24 protein-coding genes and 4 pseudogenes are annotated in these 20,978 nt (G+C 27.2%); 5 read left to right on the forward strand and 23 right to left on the reverse strand.

What is annotated here, in order from left to right; translation table 4 throughout:
• Nucleotides 1–45: 45 nt before the first annotated feature.
• Nucleotides 46–513: pseudogene (locus tag ACOBWH_RS05430) on the reverse strand (IS3 family transposase); the annotation flags it as partial.
• A gap of 83 nt (nucleotides 514–596) precedes the next feature.
• On the opposite strand from ACOBWH_RS05430, the pseudogene ACOBWH_RS05435 reads away from it, so the two are divergent.
• Nucleotides 597–1,661, forward strand: a pseudogene (locus ACOBWH_RS05435) (IS3 family transposase).
• Nucleotides 1,662–1,756: 95 nt separating this feature from the next.
• Here ACOBWH_RS05435 and ACOBWH_RS05440 read toward each other — a convergent pair.
• Entirely contained in the window at nucleotides 1,757–2,164 is a 408-nt protein-coding gene (locus ACOBWH_RS05440; protein ID WP_424525874.1) for a transposase, read from the reverse strand.
• The gene (locus ACOBWH_RS05445; protein WP_424525876.1) at nucleotides 2,098–2,385 is read right to left on the reverse strand and encodes a transposase; all 288 of its coding nucleotides are present in this window, start codon (nucleotides 2,383–2,385) and stop codon (nucleotides 2,098–2,100) included. Before ACOBWH_RS05445 ends, ACOBWH_RS05440 begins: the two co-directional genes overlap by 67 nt.
• A 187-nt stretch (nucleotides 2,386–2,572) precedes the next feature.
• On the opposite strand from ACOBWH_RS05445, the gene ACOBWH_RS05450 reads away from it, so the two are divergent.
• Nucleotides 2,573–2,707, forward strand: coding sequence for a hypothetical protein (locus tag ACOBWH_RS05450; protein ID WP_424525878.1), 135 nt, complete (start codon nucleotides 2,573–2,575; stop codon nucleotides 2,705–2,707).
• A gap of 75 nt (nucleotides 2,708–2,782) precedes the next feature.
• Here the strand turns inward: ACOBWH_RS05450 and rpsO are convergent, their stop codons facing one another.
• The 7 genes and pseudogenes from rpsO to ACOBWH_RS05485 form a co-directional block, all read right to left on the reverse strand.
• On the reverse strand, nucleotides 2,783–3,049 hold the full coding sequence (rpsO, locus tag ACOBWH_RS05455) for a 30S ribosomal protein S15 (RefSeq protein ID WP_070406865.1): 267 nt from the start codon (nucleotides 3,047–3,049) through the stop codon (nucleotides 2,783–2,785).
• A gap of 98 nt (nucleotides 3,050–3,147) precedes the next feature.
• Nucleotides 3,148–4,035 carry a riboflavin kinase gene (locus ACOBWH_RS05460; RefSeq protein WP_424525880.1) on the reverse strand — a complete coding sequence of 296 codons (888 nt, stop codon included), beginning with the start codon at nucleotides 4,033–4,035 and terminating at the stop codon, nucleotides 3,148–3,150.
• Nucleotides 4,035–4,946, reverse strand: coding sequence for a tRNA pseudouridine(55) synthase TruB (gene truB, locus ACOBWH_RS05465; RefSeq protein WP_424525882.1), 912 nt, complete (start codon nucleotides 4,944–4,946; stop codon nucleotides 4,035–4,037). Before truB ends, ACOBWH_RS05460 begins: the two co-directional genes overlap by 1 nt.
• 593 nt (nucleotides 4,947–5,539) lie before the next feature.
• Nucleotides 5,540–6,304: a type III pantothenate kinase gene (locus tag ACOBWH_RS05470; protein WP_424525884.1), complete on the reverse strand. Its 765-nt coding sequence runs from the start codon at nucleotides 6,302–6,304 to the stop codon at nucleotides 5,540–5,542.
• 2 nt (nucleotides 6,305–6,306) lie between these two features.
• Nucleotides 6,307–6,441 (reverse strand): hypothetical protein, encoded by a 135-nt coding sequence (locus ACOBWH_RS05475; RefSeq protein WP_424525886.1) that lies wholly within the window; start codon nucleotides 6,439–6,441, stop codon nucleotides 6,307–6,309.
• A 29-nt stretch (nucleotides 6,442–6,470) separates the two neighbouring features.
• Nucleotides 6,471–7,472: pseudogene (gene coaBC, locus ACOBWH_RS05480) on the reverse strand (bifunctional phosphopantothenoylcysteine decarboxylase/phosphopantothenate--cysteine ligase CoaBC).
• 65 nt (nucleotides 7,473–7,537) lie between these two features.
• A complete protein-coding gene (locus ACOBWH_RS05485) occupies nucleotides 7,538–7,921 on the reverse strand; it encodes a hypothetical protein (RefSeq protein ID WP_424525888.1) in 384 nt (127 codons plus the stop codon).
• Between the two features lie 251 nt (nucleotides 7,922–8,172).
• Between ACOBWH_RS05485 and ACOBWH_RS05490 the strand changes: the two genes are divergently transcribed.
• A protein-coding gene (locus ACOBWH_RS05490; protein WP_424525890.1) for an IS3 family transposase occupies nucleotides 8,173–9,257 on the forward strand; the annotation gives its coding sequence in 2 pieces (ribosomal slippage) (nucleotides 8,173–8,413 and nucleotides 8,413–9,257; 1,086 coding nt in all).
• A gap of 160 nt (nucleotides 9,258–9,417) precedes the next feature.
• On the opposite strand, the gene ACOBWH_RS05495 is transcribed toward ACOBWH_RS05490, so the two are convergent.
• Genes ACOBWH_RS05495 through ACOBWH_RS05505 form a run of 3 tightly spaced genes read right to left on the reverse strand, consistent with a single transcriptional unit; the run spans nucleotide 9,418 to nucleotide 12,813 of the window.
• Nucleotides 9,418–10,761 (reverse strand): hypothetical protein, encoded by a 1,344-nt coding sequence (locus ACOBWH_RS05495; protein WP_424525892.1) that lies wholly within the window; start codon nucleotides 10,759–10,761, stop codon nucleotides 9,418–9,420.
• A 43-nt stretch (nucleotides 10,762–10,804) separates the two neighbouring features.
• Complete coding sequence (locus ACOBWH_RS05500) at nucleotides 10,805–12,412, reverse strand: formate--tetrahydrofolate ligase (protein ID WP_424525894.1); 1,608 nt, start codon at nucleotides 12,410–12,412, stop codon at nucleotides 10,805–10,807.
• 14 nt (nucleotides 12,413–12,426) lie between these two features.
• The gene (locus ACOBWH_RS05505) at nucleotides 12,427–12,813 is read right to left on the reverse strand and encodes a GNAT family N-acetyltransferase (protein WP_424525896.1); all 387 of its coding nucleotides are present in this window, start codon (nucleotides 12,811–12,813) and stop codon (nucleotides 12,427–12,429) included.
• 137 nt (nucleotides 12,814–12,950) lie between these two features.
• Between ACOBWH_RS05505 and ACOBWH_RS05510 the strand changes: the two genes are divergently transcribed.
• The gene (locus ACOBWH_RS05510) at nucleotides 12,951–13,811 is read left to right on the forward strand and encodes a bifunctional 5,10-methylenetetrahydrofolate dehydrogenase/5,10-methenyltetrahydrofolate cyclohydrolase (protein WP_424525898.1); all 861 of its coding nucleotides are present in this window, start codon (nucleotides 12,951–12,953) and stop codon (nucleotides 13,809–13,811) included.
• Nucleotides 13,812–13,837: 26 nt separating this feature from the next.
• Here the strand turns inward: ACOBWH_RS05510 and rbfA are convergent, their stop codons facing one another.
• The 4 genes from rbfA to ACOBWH_RS05530 all read right to left on the reverse strand — a co-directional run bounded on the left by rbfA (nucleotide 13,838) and on the right by ACOBWH_RS05530 (nucleotide 15,074).
• A complete protein-coding gene (gene rbfA / locus ACOBWH_RS05515; RefSeq protein ID WP_070406873.1) occupies nucleotides 13,838–14,176 on the reverse strand; it encodes a 30S ribosome-binding factor RbfA in 339 nt (112 codons plus the stop codon).
• A gap of 70 nt (nucleotides 14,177–14,246) precedes the next feature.
• On the reverse strand, nucleotides 14,247–14,474 hold the full coding sequence (locus tag ACOBWH_RS05520) for a hypothetical protein (protein WP_424525900.1): 228 nt from the start codon (nucleotides 14,472–14,474) through the stop codon (nucleotides 14,247–14,249).
• 59 nt (nucleotides 14,475–14,533) lie between these two features.
• A complete protein-coding gene (locus ACOBWH_RS05525) occupies nucleotides 14,534–14,710 on the reverse strand; it encodes a hypothetical protein (protein ID WP_424525902.1) in 177 nt (58 codons plus the stop codon).
• 154 nt (nucleotides 14,711–14,864) lie between these two features.
• Nucleotides 14,865–15,074, reverse strand: a complete 210-nt coding sequence (locus ACOBWH_RS05530; RefSeq protein WP_424525904.1) for a hypothetical protein — start codon at nucleotides 15,072–15,074, stop codon at nucleotides 14,865–14,867.
• A 158-nt stretch (nucleotides 15,075–15,232) separates the two neighbouring features.
• Between ACOBWH_RS05530 and ACOBWH_RS05535 the strand changes: the two genes are divergently transcribed.
• Entirely contained in the window at nucleotides 15,233–16,084 is an 852-nt protein-coding gene (locus ACOBWH_RS05535) for a hypothetical protein (RefSeq protein WP_424525906.1), read from the forward strand.
• A gap of 28 nt (nucleotides 16,085–16,112) precedes the next feature.
• Here ACOBWH_RS05535 and ACOBWH_RS05540 read toward each other — a convergent pair whose 3' ends face one another.
• From ACOBWH_RS05540 to ACOBWH_RS05565, 6 genes and pseudogenes are all read right to left on the reverse strand, one after another.
• Nucleotides 16,113–17,198, reverse strand: a complete 1,086-nt coding sequence (locus ACOBWH_RS05540; protein ID WP_424525908.1) for an alpha/beta hydrolase — start codon at nucleotides 17,196–17,198, stop codon at nucleotides 16,113–16,115.
• Between the two features lie 4 nt (nucleotides 17,199–17,202).
• Nucleotides 17,203–17,598, reverse strand: a complete 396-nt coding sequence (cdd, locus tag ACOBWH_RS05545) for a cytidine deaminase (RefSeq protein WP_424525910.1) — start codon at nucleotides 17,596–17,598, stop codon at nucleotides 17,203–17,205.
• A 14-nt stretch (nucleotides 17,599–17,612) separates the two neighbouring features.
• Nucleotides 17,613–18,041, reverse strand: a complete 429-nt coding sequence (locus ACOBWH_RS05550) for a diacylglycerol kinase family protein (protein ID WP_424525912.1) — start codon at nucleotides 18,039–18,041, stop codon at nucleotides 17,613–17,615.
• Nucleotides 18,042–18,068: 27 nt separating this feature from the next.
• A complete protein-coding gene (gene ybeY, locus ACOBWH_RS05555) occupies nucleotides 18,069–18,545 on the reverse strand; it encodes an rRNA maturation RNase YbeY (RefSeq protein WP_424525914.1) in 477 nt (158 codons plus the stop codon).
• Between the two features lie 45 nt (nucleotides 18,546–18,590).
• Nucleotides 18,591–18,965 carry a hypothetical protein gene (locus tag ACOBWH_RS05560; protein WP_424525916.1) on the reverse strand — a complete coding sequence of 125 codons (375 nt, stop codon included), beginning with the start codon at nucleotides 18,963–18,965 and terminating at the stop codon, nucleotides 18,591–18,593.
• A pseudogene (locus ACOBWH_RS05565) lies at nucleotides 18,958–20,956 on the reverse strand (ATP-binding cassette domain-containing protein). The gene ACOBWH_RS05560 and the pseudogene ACOBWH_RS05565 overlap by 8 nt, the downstream one beginning before the upstream one ends.
• Between the last annotated feature and the right edge of the window lie 22 nt (nucleotides 20,957–20,978).

Genomic DNA, 20,978 nt, shown 5'->3' on the forward strand with positions numbered 1-20,978 from the left:
AAACCAAGCACTTTATTGGAATGGCAACACTTTTTAGGACACTTTTTATGTAGACTTCTGATTTCTAAATTCAACTGGAGTTAAGTAATTCAAACTACCATGAATTCGAATATTGTTGTATCAATTAATGAAATTAAATAGTTCCAACTTTAATTGTTCTAAATTTTTAAATTTTCGGCCATTAATAAATTCAGTTTTAAAAGCTTTATAGGTTGTTTCAGCTACTGCGTTATCGTAAGGGCAACCTTTTGCACTTAATGATCTTTTAATATTAAATGTTAATAAAATTTCTTCAATAATTTTATTTTTAAATTCATTACCACGATCTGTATGAAACAACCTAATTTGATTTAGTGGTCATGTTATTTTATAAAATGCCTGCTGAACTAGTTCAGCAGTTTTATTTGTTCCAGCGCTATAGCCAATTACTTCACGGTTAAATAAATCAATTAGTAAGCAAATATAATGTCATTTTGAACCAACTTGAACATAGGTTAAATCGCTCACAATAACTGGATAGGTTACAATAACTTGGACCATATTTATGTAGACTGTAAAAAATAAGCTAAAATTATTAGGAAAGCAGGAATATAAAAATGGCAAAAAACCAGTACACCGATGAATTCAAGAAACAAATCGTAATGTTATATAAAAATGGTAAAAGTAATATTGAAATTGTTAACGAATATAAAATTTCAAAGGCAGTTCTTTATCAATGAGTAAAAAAATTTGAGAATTCTGGTTCTTTTAAAGCTAAAGACAATCGCTTTGTTGAAGAAAATGAACTTATTCAGTTGCGAAAAGAAAACAAACAATTACGAATGGAAAATGATATTTTAAAGCAAGCAGCACTGATAATCGGCAAAAAGTAATATTAATTACTAACAATAAAGACAAATATTCAGTGAGGAAAATGTGTCAAATATTAAAGATAGCAAAATCAAAGTATTATTATCAAATTAATAAGAACACTAAAACTGAAATTAATATTTATGAAAATGAAGTTAATTAAAATTATTTTAGCAAGAAAGAACATTATTTTATCTCGACGAAAAATTAGAAGAATTATGGCAATAAATAATTTAGTATCAAAATATACTAAATTAAAATATCGCAATCATAAATCTCCTGTAAATAATGATCAAATTAGTAATATTCTAAATCGTGAGTTTAGTAATAAAAGACAAAATGAAGTTATTGTGAGCGATTTAACCTATGTTCAAGTTGGTTCAAAATGACATTATATTTGCTTACTAATTGATTTATTTAACCGTGAAGTAATTGGCTATAGCGCTGGAACAAATAAAACTGCTGAACTAGTTCAGCAGGCATTTTATAAAATAACACGACCACTAAATTAAATTAGGTTGTTTCATACAGATCGTGGTAATGAATTTAAAAATAAAATTATTGAAGAAATTTTATTAACATTTAATATTAAAAGATCATTAAGTGCAAAAGGTTGCCCTTACGATAACGCAGTAGCTGAAACAACCTATAAAGCTTTTAAAACTGAATTTATTAATGGCCGAAAATTTAAAAATTTAGAACAATTAAAGTTGGAACTATTTAATTTCATTAATTGATACAACAATATTCGAATTCATGGTAGTTTGAATTACTTAACTCCAGTTGAATTTAGAAATCAGAAGTCTACATAAAAAGTGTCCTAAAAAGTGTTGCCATTCCAAACTTCATTTTGTCTTTATTTACAGGAGATTTATGATTGGAATGGCAAGGGTTTTTTGGACAAATTTTATATAGAGTAAAGATTTTTATATTGGATTGGTGATAAATAATTTAATTTGCTATGAATACGAGTATTATTATATCAATTAACATAATCAAATAATTCTAATTTAAATTCTTCAATACTTTTAAATTTTTTATTTTTGACTAATTCAGTTTTTAAAATTTTATAAGTAGATTCAACTACTGCATTGTCATAAGGATATCCAGGTTTACTATAAGATTTTTGTACATTGTTCTTAGTCAAAAGTTTATAAATAGTACTATTGTTAAATTCACTTCCTTGGTTAGTATGAAATATTTTAATATTTTCTAAAGAAAAATTAAGTTTGTTAAAAGTACTTTCAACTAATTTTGCATCTTTATGAGAACTAACATCATAGCTAATAATTTCACGATTAAACAAATCAATCAATAAATATACATAATATCATTGATTATTAATTCAAACATAAGTTCAACAGAGCGATTGTCTTTAGCTTTAAATGATCCTGAATTGTTAAATTCATGCACTCATTTTCAAACAGTGGATTTACCAATTTGATAGTCATTAGATAATTGACCAGATGTTTTGCCTGATTTATAAAGACCAACAATTTGTTGTTTAAATTCATCGGTATAATGATTCTTTGCCATATAATTACACCTCCATTGTAACTTAATTATAATCTTTTACTCTACATTATTGTTGTCCAATTTATCTTAACCCATCCAAAAATTAGTTGAGAGTACTTTTAACAAACTTAATTTTTCTTTAGAAAATATTAAAATATTTCATACTGACCAAGGAAGTGAATTTAACAATAGTACTATTTATAAACTTTTGACTAAGAACAATGTACAAAAATCTTATAGTAAACCTGGATATCCTTATGACAATGCAGTAGCTGAATCTACTTATAAAATTTTAAAAACTGACACTTATTTTATTCGGTCAACTAAATGCCAAATGAATTAATTATTCTTTAGTTAATCTTATTATTGAAACAAAAAAGGAAATTATTAAATAAAAAAAGTTTAAAACCTTTAAACTTTATTTTCTAATTCCTAATTCTTCAATGATTGCTTTATATTCATTAAAATCAATTTTAGTTAAGTAAGCAAGTAAATGCTTTCTTTGTGCTACTTTTTGTAATAAACTTCTTCTTGAAACAATATCTTTACGATGAATTTTCAAGTGTGCAGTTAAATTGTTAATATCTTCTGTTAAAATAGCAATTTGTACTTTTGTTGAACCAGTATCTTTCGCATTTTGTCCAAATTTCGATACTAATTCTGCTTTTCTATCTTTTGAAACCATTAATAAATTTCTCCCTTCATTACTGTGGCGCATAATGTTAAATCAAAGAATTTAAGAAAGGGTTATCTTAAACCAACAAAATAACAACCTCATTAATATTATGCTTTATTCGCAAAAAATGCAAGTGTATCAACTAAATCTTGTTCTAAAAGATCAACTAATTCGGTTAAATTATTTATTTTAATATTTTCACGTAAATATTTTTTAAAATAAACAATAATTTCTTGATTATATAAATTTAAATCAACATCTAGTAAATATGTTTCAACAACTTCCTTTGCTTCAAATAACCGATATGAAGTCATTGATGGATAAAGATTCCCTTGTGCTCAAGTTTGTGTGATATAAACCCCATAAGGTAAAATTACTTTTTGTGGTAAATACATATTCGCGGTTGGAAAATTAATTGTTCGTCCAATTTGTTTACCTGGTTTTACTTTACCACGTAAATGATAATCTTCATATAATAATTTATTTGCTGCTGGTAAATCATGGTTTAACAATAAATTACGAATTTTTGTTGAAGAAAAAGCATCATCTTGACGAGTAATTAAATAAACATTTTCTTGGCCAAAAAAAGTGATAATTTGGTTAAAATCTCCTTCACGATTTTTTCCAAACCGAAAATCAGACCCAATAACAATTTTAACAACATGAAACCGTTCTTTTAATATTGTTAAAAATTGTTGCGCAGATAAATTCATAAATTCACTTGTCAATGGAACTTCTAAATAATAATCAAACTCTAATTTTGCAGCTGTTTGTTGTTTTGATTTATTATCTAATAATTTTGTATCAGTTTGATGTAAAAAATCAGTAACACTTTGTGACATTGTAAAAAATAATGTGGTTAAATGTTGTTTTGTTTTAATTTCCATTAACCGATTAATTAGTTTTAAATGTCCCAAATGAAAACCATCAAATAGACCTAAACAAACAATTTTTGCTTCGTTATTAGCTGGTTTATTTCATGTTAAAATTTTCATTAATAATGATCATCCTTATCTATTTTTTGTTGTTGGTTAATATCAATATTTGCCCATAACCCCCGCTGACAAGCATAAACATGTTTACCAATATGTTTATAAATTGCTAAAACATTTTTGTTTTTATCAATAATAAAAATAATTGGATCTGTATGATTAATAATAACTATTGGTTTTCCTTGTCTAATTTCTTCATCATAATGATAAAGTAATAACTGCTGTTTATTTGTGAACAAGGCATCATACATTGAAATTAAGCGATCAAAATTTACTTCTTCGGGAGCAATTGCTTTTGATAACAAAAAATTCCCTGATTGCGTTCGACATAAACTTTTAACCGTTGCAATCGTATTTAATTTTGCGGCAAGGTCCATAACCAAACTACGAATATATGTTCCTTTGGTACATAAAACACTAAATGTAATAGTATGGTCATGATGATTATATTTTTTCAACTTAATTTCTTTAATTGTAACTGTTCGTGGTTTAATTTCAACTACTTCATCGCGGCGAGCATATTCATAAAGCTTTTTACCATTAACTTTAATAGCAGAATATTTAGGAGGATATTGTTCATACATAAATCCATTAAATTCACTAAAAATTTTCTTTAATTGTTTCTTACGAAGCTTAAAGGGGGGCGCTTCCTTAACAACATTGCCAGTAATATCACCAGTATCTGTTTCAACAAATAATTGCATTTCAACATCATAAGCTTTAACTGCTGTTAACAAATATTCACTCATTTTAGTCGCATTATTGACTAATACCACCAAAAGGCCTGTTGCTAAAGGGTCTAAAGTTCCAGCATGGCCAATTTTTTTAATCATCAAGGTTTTCTTAATATCTTGAATAATTTGATTACTTGTTTTTCCAGCTGGTTTATTAATTAAAAAAATACCATCATGCATATGTTAAAATCACCCACTTCTTGATTCATTATATCATTTTTTGAGTTATTCCTAACATTGATTAAGATGACTTTTAATGCTTTTTAGAATATTTTTTGATAAAAGTAATTGATTATTAGTAAAATATAGTTTAAGATATTTATGTATGAAAAATAAATATTGTTACATTTATATCTTTCTTAAATTATTCTAGCCTTTCCTTTTGTGCTAAAATTTGTATTTTGTGGCAATATTTAAATATAAAATAATCTTAAAAGTTTGTTTTTCATACATTTATAAAAATTAATTGAAGTTTCTTATAGGCTGTTCATTTTTCTTCAATTTTTTTTTTTTTTTTTGTAAAAATAGTATAAAAGCAAGAAAAAAAGCAAGAAATTTTATCCAAAATTATTGTAATTTTTGAAATCTATGCTATTATTAATTTGTCTTAAGTAGACAAATAAGTAAATCAAATAAAAAATTGGACATGTTAGGTAATCTTTATTTTATTTAAAATAAAGGAACGAGCAATAAAATGTATAAATACCTAAATGGACTTTAAATTATTAAAATATCTCAAAAATATAAAAAAATAGGACAGATGTCCTATTTTTTTATATTAATTTATTATCTTGTAAAATCGCTACTAACCCTTTAAAAAGAAGACTTTTATCATATTGATAAGGAACTAAATCTTTAATATAACTTGCATTGCCCCCTGTTAGCACCACTTGTGGAGCAGTTGCTTGAGTTGTAAGTTTGTCAACAAAAGCCTTTACAGTTAATAAGTGACCATTAACTAATCCAATATTGATTGCTTGTTTAGTATTTTTTCCTAAAGTTGCATTTTCATAAGAATAATCAAATGTTTGTAATAACTGTGCTCGATTAAATAGTGCTTCAGCAGCAGCTTCTAATCCAGGCATAATAATTGTTCCCAATAAGGTTCCTTGTTTCAATAATGAAATTGTGGTAGCTGTTCCCATATTAACTAAAATAACATCTTGTGCTGAATATAATTCTAATGTTGCATATGACCCAACAATTAAATCAGCCCCAAGATTCCGTGGATTAAGAATGTCAATTGCTAATCGTTCAATTGTTAAATTTTTTTTAACTTGGTAAAACGGAATTTGTAAATCAAGGGCTAATTGATAAAATAAATCATCTCACATTGGTCGAACTGATGATAAACATAATAATGTTAAATTTGCTAAAGTTAACTTTATTTTATCTAAGGCTGTTATTATTTTTTGGCGAAAATTATTTTCTACAATTAATTCCCGACTAGAAATTGCTAAAAAAGATGTAATTTCTTGGGCGGGATTAAGAATTGCAAATTTAATTGCTGTGTTACCAATATCTACTAATAATTTCATTGTTATTTATCTCTCTCTTCTATAATTTCATTAATTGCTGTTAAAATTGCTTGAGCAACAATAATTTTACTTTGGTTAGGAATTTGCCAATGCATATTCTCGGTTAATAAAATAACTTCATTTTGATTAGATCCCATCGCTTTAATTTGATTAATAACAATTAAATCTAAATTTTTTCAACTAGTTTTTGCTGGCCATAAGCTAAATCAAAATCATTTTGAACACTAAAACCAACTAAAATTTGGTGTTGTTTTAATTTCCCTAATTCAGATAAAACATCAATGTTTGAAGTTAATGTTACATCAAGTTGGGGATGTTCTCACTTACTAATTTTTCCAATAATCGGTTTAACAACTTGATAATCATTTAAAACGGCACAAGCAATAACAACATCTTGTTGTGAATACTGTTCTAACATTGTTGTTAACATCTCCTGATTGGTATTTACCTTCTGATGATCCTAATAAATTGGGACATCACAATCACCAACAACTGTTGTTAGAGCACACTTTGTTCAAGTTAAAACAGTATGTAAAGCATCACCCATTTTACCACTTGAATTATTAGTAAGATAACGAATATCATCAAGGAATGTTCTTGTGCGGCCAAAATTAAGCATCACTTTTTTATCTTGTCGTAGTTCTTTTCAATGTAAAAAATGGTTGATTTCAGTTAAAACATCTTCTCATTCTCAAGCCCGGCCAATTCCTGTTGTATTACATGCTAACATTCCCGACCGCGGTTCATAAACCTGAACACCATCATTTGTTAATTGTATTAAATTACGTAAATTAGCTGCAGAAAAATACATCCCACTATTCATTGCTGGAAAAACCATTTTATGACTTTGTACAACACTATAAACTAGACTTCCCAAACTATCGGTAAAACCATGAGTTATTTGAGCAATAAAATTTTGGGTCGCCGGATAGGCAATAAATAAATCAGTTTCAGCCGCAATTGTAATGTGCTCTGATGGATCTTTTTTATCATAATAGTGTTGCGTAAAAATATCTGTTTTAACCATCGGAGGAACTACTTTTAAAAACTTTAAGGCTCCCTGAGTTAAAATTAATTCAACATGATGGTCTTTTCTTAATGTCTCATATAAAGCAAGTCCTTTATAAGCGGCAACACTTCCTGTAATAACTAATATAATTTTTGCCATCAAATTCACCTTGCTTTCTTATCTTCTTGTTAATTATGTTAATTATACAAATAAAAATCGATATATTAAAATATTAATATATCGATTTTAGTTATTATTACCTTACTGCTCCTTTTTAGTAAAAAAACAGCTTGCATTCTTCGTTGTGATTCTGCAATAATTCCATCAACCAATTCAAGTCATTGTCCTTGTTCTAAGTATCGACAATAAAAAATGCGAATAATGAATAAACGTTCACCATAACGTTCTTGCACAAAATATTTTACTTTTTTCAAAATTGAAATATAAGCATATTGTAAATCTAATGGTTTTTGATAAATTTTTTGATAAACTTGCGCATATTCTTTAATTAACGCAGTAACTTTAAATTCTAATGTTTTTGTTCGTTCAAGAATCATTTGTTTCAAAATTTCATCTTTTTGCCCTGCACTATACTTTGCACTTTTCATAATATAATATAATATCTAATGCTAAAACAGGATTATCATGTGAAATAATTTTTTCATTATTTACAATCAATGATAATTCCCGGATTACATTATCATAGAACTGACTGCAATTATTGCTTCCTAAAACTGACACTTTTTTCACCCCGTATAAATATATTTTTTTAATCTGGATAGGTTACAATAACTTGGACCATATTTATGTAGACTGTAAAAAAATAAGCTAAAATTATTAGGAAAGCAGGAATATAAAAATGGCAAAAAACCAGTACACCGATGAATTCAAGAAACAAATCGTAATGTTATATAAAAATGGTAAAAGTAATATTGAAATTGTTAACGAATATAAAATTTCAAAGGCAGTTCTTTATCAATGAGTAAAAAAATTTGAGAATTATGGTTCTTTTAAAGCAAAAGATAACAGAACACCAGAAGAAAATGAGTTAATTGAACTAAGAAAACGAAATAAGCAACTAGAAATGGAAAATGATATTTTAAAGCAAGCAGCACTGATAATCGGCAAAAAGTAATATTAATTACTAACAATAAAGACAAATATTCAGTGAGGAAAATGTGTCAAATATTAAAAATAGCAAAATCAAAGTATTATTATCAAATTAATAAGATCACTAAAACTGAAATTAATATTTATGAAAATGAAGTTATCAATGCATTTAAAGAAAACTATAAAGTTTATGATGCTAGAAAAATTAAAATTATTTTAGCAAAAAAGAACATTATTTTATCTCGACAAAAAATTAGAAGAATTATGGCAATAAATAATTTAGTATCAAAATATACTAAATTAAAATATCGCAATCATAAATCTCCTGTAAATAATGATCAAATTAGTAATAAAAGACAAAATGAAGTTATTGTGAGCGATTTAACCTATGTTCAAGTTGGTTCAAAATGACATTATATTTGCTTACTAATTGATTTATTTAACCGTGAAGTAATTGGCTATAGCGCTGGAACAAATAAAACTGCTGAACTAGTTCAGCAGGCATTTTATAAAATAACATGACCACTAAATCAAATTAGGTTGTTTCATACAGATCGTGGTAATGAATTTAAAAATAAAATTATTGAAGAAATTTTATTAACATTTAATATTAAAAGATCATTAAGTGCAAAAGGTTGCCCTTACGATAACGCAGTAGCTGAAACAACCTATAAAGCTTTTAAAACTGAATTTATTAATGGTCGAAAATTTAAAAATTTAGAACAATTAAAGTTGGAACTATTTAATTTCATTAATTGATACAACAATATTCGAATTCATGGTAGTTTGAATTACTTAACTCCAGTTGAATTTAGAAATCAGAAGTCTACATAAAAAGTGTCCTAAAAAGTGTTGCCATTCCAATCCTTATAAGAAACAATCTCTAAGTGACTGTTGTATACTATTATACTTATATATTATACATTATTTTTACTCCTTTTTACGAAAAAAATATCCATAAAAACCGATTAATTAGGTAAGGAAAACAACGGGTTTAATTATCATTTCCAGCAATATAATCATCATTTTTTAAACTATCAACCGAAGTCATAATTGCTTGTAACCGCATATAATAGTTTGATGAAGAAATAATTGGATATTTTTTATCAAAATAAACTTTAACATAAGTTAATTTTTTGCGATATGTTGTTAACCACTTATGAGCAATTAAATTTAACTCTTCCATAATTTCACGTTGATTAACACTCATTGCATCTTTCCGTTTTGCTGGATCTAATTTTTTAAATAATGTTGTTGCTTTTTTCTTGAAATTAATTGCATAAGCAATAAAACCAACAACACCACTAATTTTAACTGGTGTTACATAAATTCCTAAATCATGATTACGACAATAATCATATTGAATTCGCGAAAAATCAGCGTGTTTTAATTCTCCTTGAACATAATTCAAATCATTAAATTCTTTAATATTATAAATTTTAAAGTCCACATAATAATCATATGGTGTTAAAAAACAATTATTGGTATACCAACTATAACGTGAAATTGATTCAAAAATTTCTTCTTCAATAAATTCAAATTCACGGAAATAGTAGGTTTCTGTTTTCCAATAACGTTCTAAAATATAAAAAATTAATTCTTCACCATCAATATTATTTAAAAATCAATTTTTTTGAAAATTAATATTCCGATACTTTAGTAAGTCTTCTTTTTCAATTCTTTTACTTGCATCAATTTTTTGTAAATAATTATCATATTTTTTTACAAAATACTCATAAAATCATCGTAATGTTAACGTATATAAAATATAATAATAAGTAAAATCAGTTTTGAGAACATACTTAATCATTTTCATTAATATTCGCAATAAATTATTTGAAATTTTGTTAGCTTTATTAAAACCTTGTACTACTTGAATTACATTATCACTTTTTTCAATTCCATTCCGTCAAAAAATATATGTTAATTCGCCTTCAGCATTCTTTTTATAACAAAAAGGAATAATACGAACAATAAGATTTACTTCATCATTTATTTGATATTCTAAGTACCCCTCATTTTGGGTATCTTTAATAACTGTCCCCTTTTTAACGTTTTTTCGTATTTCACCAAGAACAGCTTGGAACATCCGTTCTCGTAATCCATTACTACTTTTAGGAGCATATTTTACAACCGCTAATTCCAATTCAAGTTTATCGTATTTGGTTAAAGTTTTAAAACCGTATTCACCAAGGGCAATGACTTGATAACCTATTTTTTGAAAACTTTTTTTATAAGTAGTAAAAATTTCATGCATTTTTTTACGAATATTACTTGCTAAATTAAGTTGCTTGCTAACAATACTATTTAATTCTAAAAATTTTGCTTTTTTCTGCATTAAATTCGCCCCTATTTTTAATTCAATATAATTATAACAAAAATTATTTAATATTTATAATCTGATCATCAACAACATCAATCCCAAGGGCATTGGGATTTTTATTTAATCCCGGCATTGTAATAATATCAGCTAAATAGGCAATAAAATATTCTGCTCCAGAATTAATTTTAAGATCACGAATAGTAATGTGATTATCATTAGGATCTTTATTACCAAAAATTGTTTGATGATTTTTAGCCATACAAACTGGCCAATCTTTATATTTATTATCTTGTTCATAAAAAGCAATTTTTTCTTTTGCAGCAGAACTAAAAGTAACTTTCGTTGTTTGATAGATTTTTTCACAAATAATTTTAATTTTGTCTGATAATGAAGTTGTGAGCGGATTAAATAATAATTGATATTGCTGTGGTTGTGTTGTTTGTTTAATAATTGTTTCAACTAACATTGGATTATCTTTAATTCCAAGATGATAAGTGTTATTAATTCCAAACGGGATTTTTTGTTCTGCTAATCAATTTGTTACTAATGTAATTTCTTCTGGACTATCTGTTGCAAATTGGTTTAAACAAACAACAAAGTTTAAATGATAATTTTGAATAATTTTAATATGATGTTCTAAATGAGCTAACCCCTTTTGCAAACTAGCAAAATCAACTGATGCCAATTTTGTTTCATCAGCACCACCGTGTAATTTTAAAGCTCGAATTGTTGCCACTAATACTGTACAATCAGGAGTATATTCTTCTTTTAAGTTAATAATATCATTAAATTTTTCAAACCCTAAATCACTGCCAAACCCAACTTCACTAACAACATAATCACTTAATTTTAAGGCTAAATCAGTTGCAATTAAAGAATTTGCACCATGGGAAATATTTGCGAAAGGACCGCAATGAACCAACAATGGTGTTCCATATTTTGTTTGAACTAAATTTGGCAATAAAGCATCTTTTAACAGCGCTAATAATGAACCTGTAATTTGTAACTGGTGTAAATAAACTGGTTTATTTTCATAATTATAAGCAACGATTGCTTGATCTAAACGACGACGTAAATCATTAAAATCCTTACTCAATCCTAAAATAGCCATAATTTCACTAGCAGCTGTAATTTGAAAATGCTCATTTCGTTGAATTTTATCGTTAATTTTAATTTCAACACTTCGTAACGCACGATCATTAACATCTAAACAACGTTGTCAAACCACTCTTGCAGGATCAATTTGTAAAGCATTACCCCAATAAAGGATATTATCAATAATGGCACTAACCATATTATTTGCTGTTGTAATCGCATGAAAATCACCAGTATAATGTAAATTAATTTCGTTCTCTGGTTGCATCACACATTCTCCACCACCAGTCGCTGATCCTTTTAACCCAAAAACTGGACCCAATGATGGTTCTCGTAGTGCTAAGGTTGTTTGATAGCCTAAATGATTTAACATATCTGCAATCCCAATTGAACAAGTTGTTTTTCCTTCTCCTGCTTTGGTTGGATTAATTGCCGTTACTAAAATAAACTTTGCCTTTTTTGGTAAATGGTTAAAATTAAAAGCTTTTACTTTCGCAATGTAATCCCCATATTTAATTAAATTATCGGCTGTTAAATTAATTTTCGCCCCAATTGTTATGATTTTTTCCATTTTTTCAACTCCTTTTAATTGTTATTATAATAATAAACCATTGGAAAGTGCACAATATTTGCATCAATAAAGCTTTCCCCATTTTTAATAAAACCTAATTTTGCATAAAACCCAACAACTTGCTTTTGCGCAAATAAATAGACAGCAACAGGTTGATGCTTGGTTTTAACATATTTTAATAAGGTTTGTAATAATAAAATTCCCACCTGCTGATGACGATAACTTTTAAGAACAGCAATCCGTCCTAAAAACCACTTCCCGTTTTGTTGCAAAATAGGCGCACAACACACTGGCTCGTTGTTATGATATCCAACAAGATGATCAGCAGTTTGATCATACTGATCAACTTCTTCTACTAAAGGAACTTGTTGTTCATCCACAAAGACAATTTTTCTAATCATAATAGCATCAGCATAAATTGAATTATTATTCCCTAGTGCACTTTAAAAAATGATTGTATTTTGCATTTATTTTTATGGTCCTTTCAGATACAATACTTATATAAAAACATTTTAGCATAGAAAAGAGGGAAACCTTAATGGATAAGACCAAAATAATTGATGGAAAAATGGTTAGTGACTTAATTAAAGCAAAAGTTACAACAGAAGTTAACGAAATTAAAAAAAAGAACCATCGTGTTCCTAATTTAACAATTATTCAAATTGGTGATAATAAAGCAAGTAGTACTTACATTAAAAATAAAAAAATTACCTGTGAAAAAGTAGGAATTATTTGTAATGTCCTAACACATCCAGAAACAATAACAGAAGCAGAACTTCTTAATATTATTAATCAATTAAATCATGATTCAACCATTGACGCTATTATTGTACAACTTCCTTTGCCCCGCCATATCAATAGTGAAAAAATTATTAATAGTATTACAATAAAAAAAGATGTTGATGGTTTTACCCCCAAAATATTGGGTAATCTAATGCTTGGTCATTATCAATTATTACCCGGGACACCAAAAGGAATTATGTTACTATTAAAACATTATCAAATTGAATTGGCGGGACAACATGTTGTTGTTATTGGCCGCAGTAATATTGTTGGTAAACCACTTGCTAACTTATTAATAAACGCTTCAGCCACTGTTACGGTTTGTCACTCGCAAACAAAAAATCTAAGTTTTTTTACAAAACAAGCTGATATTTTAATTGTTGCTGTTGGACAACCAAAAATAATAACTTCTGAAATAATAAAAGAAAATGCCATTATTATTGACGTTGGTATTAATCGAGACCAAGACAATAAACTATGTGGCGATGTTGATTTTGAAAATGTTCTTCCAAAAGTTAAAATGATAACCCCTGTCCCGGGTGGAGTTGGACCAATGACAATTGCCGCCTTATTAGAAAATATTTTATATCTTTATTATCAAAATAATAATTTTTAATATAAAAAACCTTATAATTTTTTGCTTTATTTTAGTTTCTGCAAAATTGTTTCAATATTATTTGCATTATCTAATGAATGATCATAAATAAATTCTAAATCTGGACAACGATAAATTTCCAATTTATGTGCTAATTTACTACGAATCTCATTTTTATATTCTTGTACGACATTAGTAAGTTCTAATTCTGGTTTTGTCAATAATGAAGAATAGTAAACTTTGGCATGCCCTAAATCATTTGATAATTTAACCGCATTAACTGACAAAGTATTTAAAATTTCATCACGAATTTCACGTTGCATAATAAGTGTTAAATCACGAGCAATCAATGATTGCATTTTTTCAATTTTAATTTTATTTGCCATATATATTCACCTTATTCCTAACTTTACTAAAATTATAACAAAGCATTTCAATAAAGCGAATATTTTTAAACTATTCCGTATTTAATTGATATATTCTTCATTTTTCACCGGTTGCTAACGCTAATAGTGTGCCATCTTGCACTTGAATTAACGAAGTTATCGTACTATCTTCAATAAAGGGTTTATCATAATCTGTAAAATAATTTTGAATACTTCCTTGGGCGTTCAGCACATACATATCATATTTTGCTCTGCTACTCCCCGTTAAAGGAACCCCCGCAATTAAAAACAGTTCCATCTTGTAGTGGTGTTATTGCACTAATTGTACTAGGTTTAATTCACGGATTACTTTTAATATTAAAAATCTCTTAAATCAAGCTCATAAATAATTTCATCAGTTTGTACTCAAATTTTTCCGTTTGATAATTGAATAACATTTTGGATATCATTAGCAAAATATTTGCCATTAATAAATCCAACTTTTGTCCCTGTCGAAGATAAATGATAAATATTTTTACCCCAAGTTGCTAACACTGTTCCATCTTGTAAAAATGTTAATGTTGAATAATTACCATAATCATAGTCTGAATCTTTAAAAATAGTACCTCTCTCCTTCCAGTCATCTCAGACATATTTATATTGATAAACTGTATCGTACCTTTGTCCTCAAAAAACGTCATTTTGTAATTTAATAATTGCTGTTAAAAAAACTATCGCTTTTTCGTTTCAATATTTTTGAATTTAAATCTATTTGAGATAAAATACCATTCTCACTTGGCAAAACAATATCACCATTATTAAACTGTGTAATTTTATTTTTTTCTGAAAAACGGATGCCATCTTCGCTCCAACCTGTCTCTTCTCGAAACAAAATATCTTTAATTTGGCCAACTCGCATATTTAATAAGGCATAATTAACAATAAAAAATAAAATAACACCGCCATAATTTGGAAATTTTTTTTATTTTAGTTTAACAAAGAATATAAAATCATAAAAATTATCTTTTTATCAAAGTATTCTTATGATAATATTTAAAAGATTATCAAGGAGGAACTATGAAACGTTGAACTTATCGAATTTGATATAAAGATTATCTTTGATATTATAAATTAATAATTGCCATTTTAGCCTTTACTTTTTTAGCTTATGGTTTTTATGCTGATATTTTCAAAGAGTTCTGATATGTCGATAAAAATTCTTATCGCTCTAGTTTACAAAATTATGATATATTATTAAGTTTTTATTCAGTTCAGGTTAATATCATTACGATTGTTTGATTAATGTTAGCAATTTTTAACCATCATCGTGAACAAAAAAGTTGATTTTTTTCAACAAACTTTAAATTAAGCATTTTAAATTGAAACTTATTAATATTCTTTATTTTTTGAATTGGAATTATTATTGGGTATAAGAATGGGCAAGTAACTATTGCTGAGTACACTAAAGCCCAAATTAGTTGTACGGTTGTCACCCACTTTATTATGCCCATCTTGTTTTTTGTTTATACCTTATTATCATTTGGTGATCGTCGTCTTAGCTGAAAAAAAGAATTTTTAACAAAAGATTGATGAATTAGTTTAAGCTATCCAATCTTTTATTTAATGTATGTTTTAATTCGTGCTGCCGCTTGAAACCGTGATGGTGATACATTTTGAGCTTATCCCTATCCTTTTTTGAATATTGATAATCCCCTCATTGCTGGGTTAACAAAAGTTCAAGCCACTTTCTTTATTATCTTTGTTTTTACAGTTGTCTTTACTACTTTCCATGTTCTCTTGCAAAGTTTCAACAATGGAATGTATCGGGTATTTAATAAGCATCAAAATCGCACCTTATGATATAAAACAATTTATCAAAACATTAAACAAAAAATGAGAAATAAAAAAGCAAACAAAAAACGAAAATAGTGATAAATAACATATTAGTTATTTATCACTATTTTCGTTTTGCATTAGTAATAAATGCTGTTATCGCTGCTAAATATTGTGGCGGATTATAATAAATTCCCCGCACATGATCACAGTTAAAAACAACTCGATTACTAATTTTTTTACGTTCATATCTTCGTTTATTTTGATAAGCTTCGCGTCCCATTACATAAGGAGTTGCATGATCTTTTCTATTTAACAAATATAAAACCGGTAATTTTGCCAACTGATCTAAATTTTCACCAGGATTAATTTGTTCAGGATCATAACCGCGGGTATCAATCGTATAGCACCGAATAGCGTAATAGTGCTCATAATAATTTACTTTAATCTTTAACATATAATAACGATACAAGGCATTTAAATTACTAATTGTTGAATCTAAAATCGCACTATTAATTAATTTGTTTTTAGCAAATGCTAACTTTAAATATTCCATAATTACAAAGGTTCCCATTGATCACCCATGAAAGTTAAGTTCTTTAAGTTTTGGATCAATTATTGTTTGTAAAAAATTAACAACTGCTGCTAAATCATATTTTTCATAATATCCCATTGTTGTTATTTTCGCTGTGGATTCTCCATGATTTCGTTGGTCAAAAACAAGAACATTATAACCCAGTCGCAAATAAATTAAACCAAAAAAGATAGCACGAAACTTATGCGAATTAAGACCATGCACTACCACTACTCATTTTTTATTATTATCATTTTTTACTCACGGCCGAATTGCAACTGCTTTTAAAAGAACATCTTCATAGCCAGGAATGTCATATTCTTGTAAATCTCATTTTTGTTCTAGTTCAGCTGGTGTTAATACCATTTCCTCAATTCGTAATCGTTTCGTTAAATCAGTAATATATTTTTTACAATATGCTTCTAAATCATTATTAGTTTTCTTTCACCACGTATGATGCATTAATAAAATCCGCTTATCATGAAAAGTATAAAATAATTTAATATAAAGGGCATTATTACTCATATAATCTTTTAAATGTTCATTATCAACAATGCGATAACTATGGTCAGTAATTAATTCATGGCCGTGGGCTAAATCATATAAATCTAATTCTTCATTATGTTTTTTCGCCATAATCTTATTGTAAATCCACTTTCGTAAACCCATATGGTAATAAATCAGCAATTGTTACAACATATGATTCACCCTTTTGATTATAAATTTCAAGTGGCACATCATGACCAACTAATTCTCATAAGAATTGTCGGCACATCCCACATGGTGACCCTTTTTGATTACTATCAGTATATAAAAACAGTTTAATAATGTCTGCTTTTTGATAACCTAAAGTATAAACTTGTGCCAAACATGTTCGTTCCGCACACATTGTCACCGAATAAGCGGCATTTTCAATATTAACACCACTCACTTCTGTTCCATCTTTTAAGACACAAATTGCACTAACATGAAAATTAGAATATGGAGCATATGCGTTTGCACTTAATAATTTTAATTTTTCAAAATAATTTGCCATTCTTCTAACTCCTTTTAATTAATCTTTAAATATAATTTAATAACATCAACTAGTGGCGGTAACATAATTAATAGTCCAATTGCAATTGCCAAAATTGAATTAATTAAGGTTGCCGCGGCACAAATATCTTTAATTTTTTTAGCTTTAATATTATATTCAAATGATAATAAATCAACAAAGTTTTCAACCATCGTATTAATTAATTCAAACCCAATCACAATTCCAATTGTTAATAACAAAATTGCTCATTGTACATAGCCAAACTCATGCGGAACCATTTTTTGTAGTCAAATTCCTAGTCCAATTACAACTAATGATACAATAATATGAATAATTAAACTTGATTCTTCTTTAATTGCTGTATAAATTCCACGAAAAGCATTTGAAAACTTGTTTCGTAGTTTAAAAAAAATCTTTTTCTTTGTTGGTGATCCTTTTGCCATTGTGTCTATCCCTTTCCTCTTCTCTTCTTATTCTATTGGAATTCGATGAATTTGTAAATCATTTAGGACTTTTCGTTGTAAATTAAACATTATTTCTTCTTCCGTTGGTGTTCGATGATCATAACCCAAAATATGTAACATCCCGTGGGTAAATAAAAAAGCAAATTCACGCCGCACTGAATGATTATATGTTTGTGCTTGTTCCAACGCTTTTTCATAACAAATAAAAATATCCCCCAAACTGCGTAATCCTGTTAATTGCAGTAAATCAACACTGTTTTCTTCTTCTAGAGCAAATGTAATAACATCTGCCACATAATTCTTTTGACGATATTTTTGATTTAATGTTAATTGTTCTTTTGCATCAACAATAAGCAATGATAATTCCAATGGATCAATAATATTTAATATTGCTTTAATTTTCTGAAAAATTGCCATAAAATCAACTTGATATGGTTTAATATCAAATTTTGTTTCATTATAAATCGCAAAATCATCTTTCATTACCACACCTTGACACCTAACACTTTCTTGTTTTATTATAACAAATTAAATGATTATCTTCAGTAAATAATCTAATGTTGTTTGCTGACCAAAATAAATTTTAGCCGGTAAATATCAAAAATCAACAGTAAGATCAGTTTGATTTAAAATTAAATAATAGTTATTCTCTCATTTAATCTGTACAACCAGTGCTTGTCAATAATTTTGGACAAAATATTCTAATTTAACTTCCCTAATTTTCTTCCCAACACGTGATATCTCTTTTGGAACAAAAACATAATTTAATTCTTCCGTACTATTTTTTAAAATTGTTAAATAACCCTCATAATATAATTGAAGGGGATAATAAGCAAGCAAAACAAAAAAAGAAATTAAGAAACAACAACAAGTTAACATTAAAATAATACCTTTCTTATTCATTTTTAACCGCCATTAAATTAAGTTTGGTTAAATCAATGACATTTACAAAAAATTGTTCAACAAGAGGATCATGCCCAGCATAAATAATCATTTGCTCAGATTTCAAAGTAAATAGTAAGTTTAATAAAAGCATTTTGCTTTCATAATCAACATTACTTAAAACTTCATCAATGAGATAAACATCACAAGATTGCAACAAAAGATTTAAAAATAAAATAATTTGGCGTTGTCCTTTTGATAAGTTTTCACCATTGTTGCAAACTAGTTGCTCAAGACTTAAGCGATTGTGAGTTAATAATTGCTTTACAGCTGGTAATGTTAGAACTTGATAGTCACAATCCTGTTTAAAATTAATAATATTATCATAGACACTACCAGCAAATAAAAAATCATCTTGATGAAACAATAATATTTTTGTTCGAATTACTTCTTCACTAAGCATTGCTAAATCAAATTGATCATTAAGGATTACTTCCCCACTTGAAATCGGTCATAATTTTGCTAAGATTTCTAGCAAAGTTGTTTTACCCGAACCACTACGCCCTTTAATAAAACAATGTTTTGGTAAGACTATTGTTATCTTTTTTAAAATAAAATTATCATTAAGAAGATAACTTAAATTTGTAACGGTAAAAGATTTGATAGATGGCAAATCTGACTGCCTTTGTTCGTGTTGTTCTAGAAACAATAAAAATACTGTTTGTTGAAAAGCTTTTTCTAATTTCCCTTTCTCAACAATTAATCCTGATAATTGTGTTGTAAAATCATTAATAAAACTAGTTAAAACACTATAAAACATTAAATTACCAATTGTTAAAGTCTGTTTTGTGATAAAATTAACTGCCAAATAGAAAATTAAAAAAGTAGCAAGCTGTGAAATAAAATTTAAAATTAACTTTTGAATAATATTATTTTTTTCAAAACCATAAGTTTCCATCAAAAAAGTAGTAAGTTTTTTGGTCCATTGGTAATTCAAATAACCTTCCAAATGCCGGCTTTTTTGAAATTTAAGACTTTGATACAATTCTAATGTAGTATTTTCAAATTCCAATCCTTGTTGATATCAACGTTGGTATCAAAACTTGTTAATTTGTAAAAACAAAAAAGATAGGAAAAAAATAATGACATTTTCTAATAAAACAATTGCCAAAATTAAGCCATTTAAATTAAGGAGGAAAATAACTCCAATAATTAACATTAAAAAACTAAATAAAAGTTGCGGAAAAGTTGTTCCTAAAAAAGTTTCTAAAATAATAACATCTGCTTGCCGTTTTAACCATTCACTAGTAATAAATCGTTCAAATTCAACAATAGAAAGGTGTGCTAAATTATTAACAAATGTTGTTAGCATTCTTTTTGTTATTTTTTGTTGAAAATACACAAGAATTTTTTGAAAAAAATAACTGAAAAGAACTCAAAAACAATAAATGATTAGGAAAATTGCAAAGAAAATTAAAACTTCTTGATGAAAAGTTGTTGTTAACCGATCAAAATAAACTTTAATAAAACTTTTCCCAAATAATATTAAAAAATTTACTATAACACTAAGAAAAATAGTTCACAACAAAAAACTAATTTGCTCTTTTAAAAAAAAGAAAAGTTAAATAAAAAGTTTTTGTTTTATAAGTAAACTTTTTTCTTTTTTTAGTAAAAATAATTACTGCTTGAAATTTTATCATAAAATCATCAATTAAAACTCAATGCCCCTTCTCAGCACTGGGATCAGCAACAAAAAAACGATTTCCACGCCGTTGATAAATAACAACATAATGATAATAACCAGTTTCATTTAAAACATAGGCAATTAAAGGTTGTTCAAAGGTTAATGTTGATAATTTTTGTTTACTAATTTCAAAAGCAGTTAACACCAAATTATATTCATTTGCAATTTGACTTAAACTATAAACACTTAAAGCTCCTTGATAATTTTGAAAATGATGTTTTACTTCCCCAATCGTTAATTTTTGTTGATGATAGTACTCAATTAACATTGCTAAACAAGCATAACCACAG

Origin of the sequence: Spiroplasma endosymbiont of Glossina fuscipes fuscipes (genome assembly GCF_049669535.1) — a bacterium.
Lineage (GTDB): Bacteria > Bacillota_I > Bacilli_A > Mycoplasmatales > Mycoplasmataceae > Spiroplasma.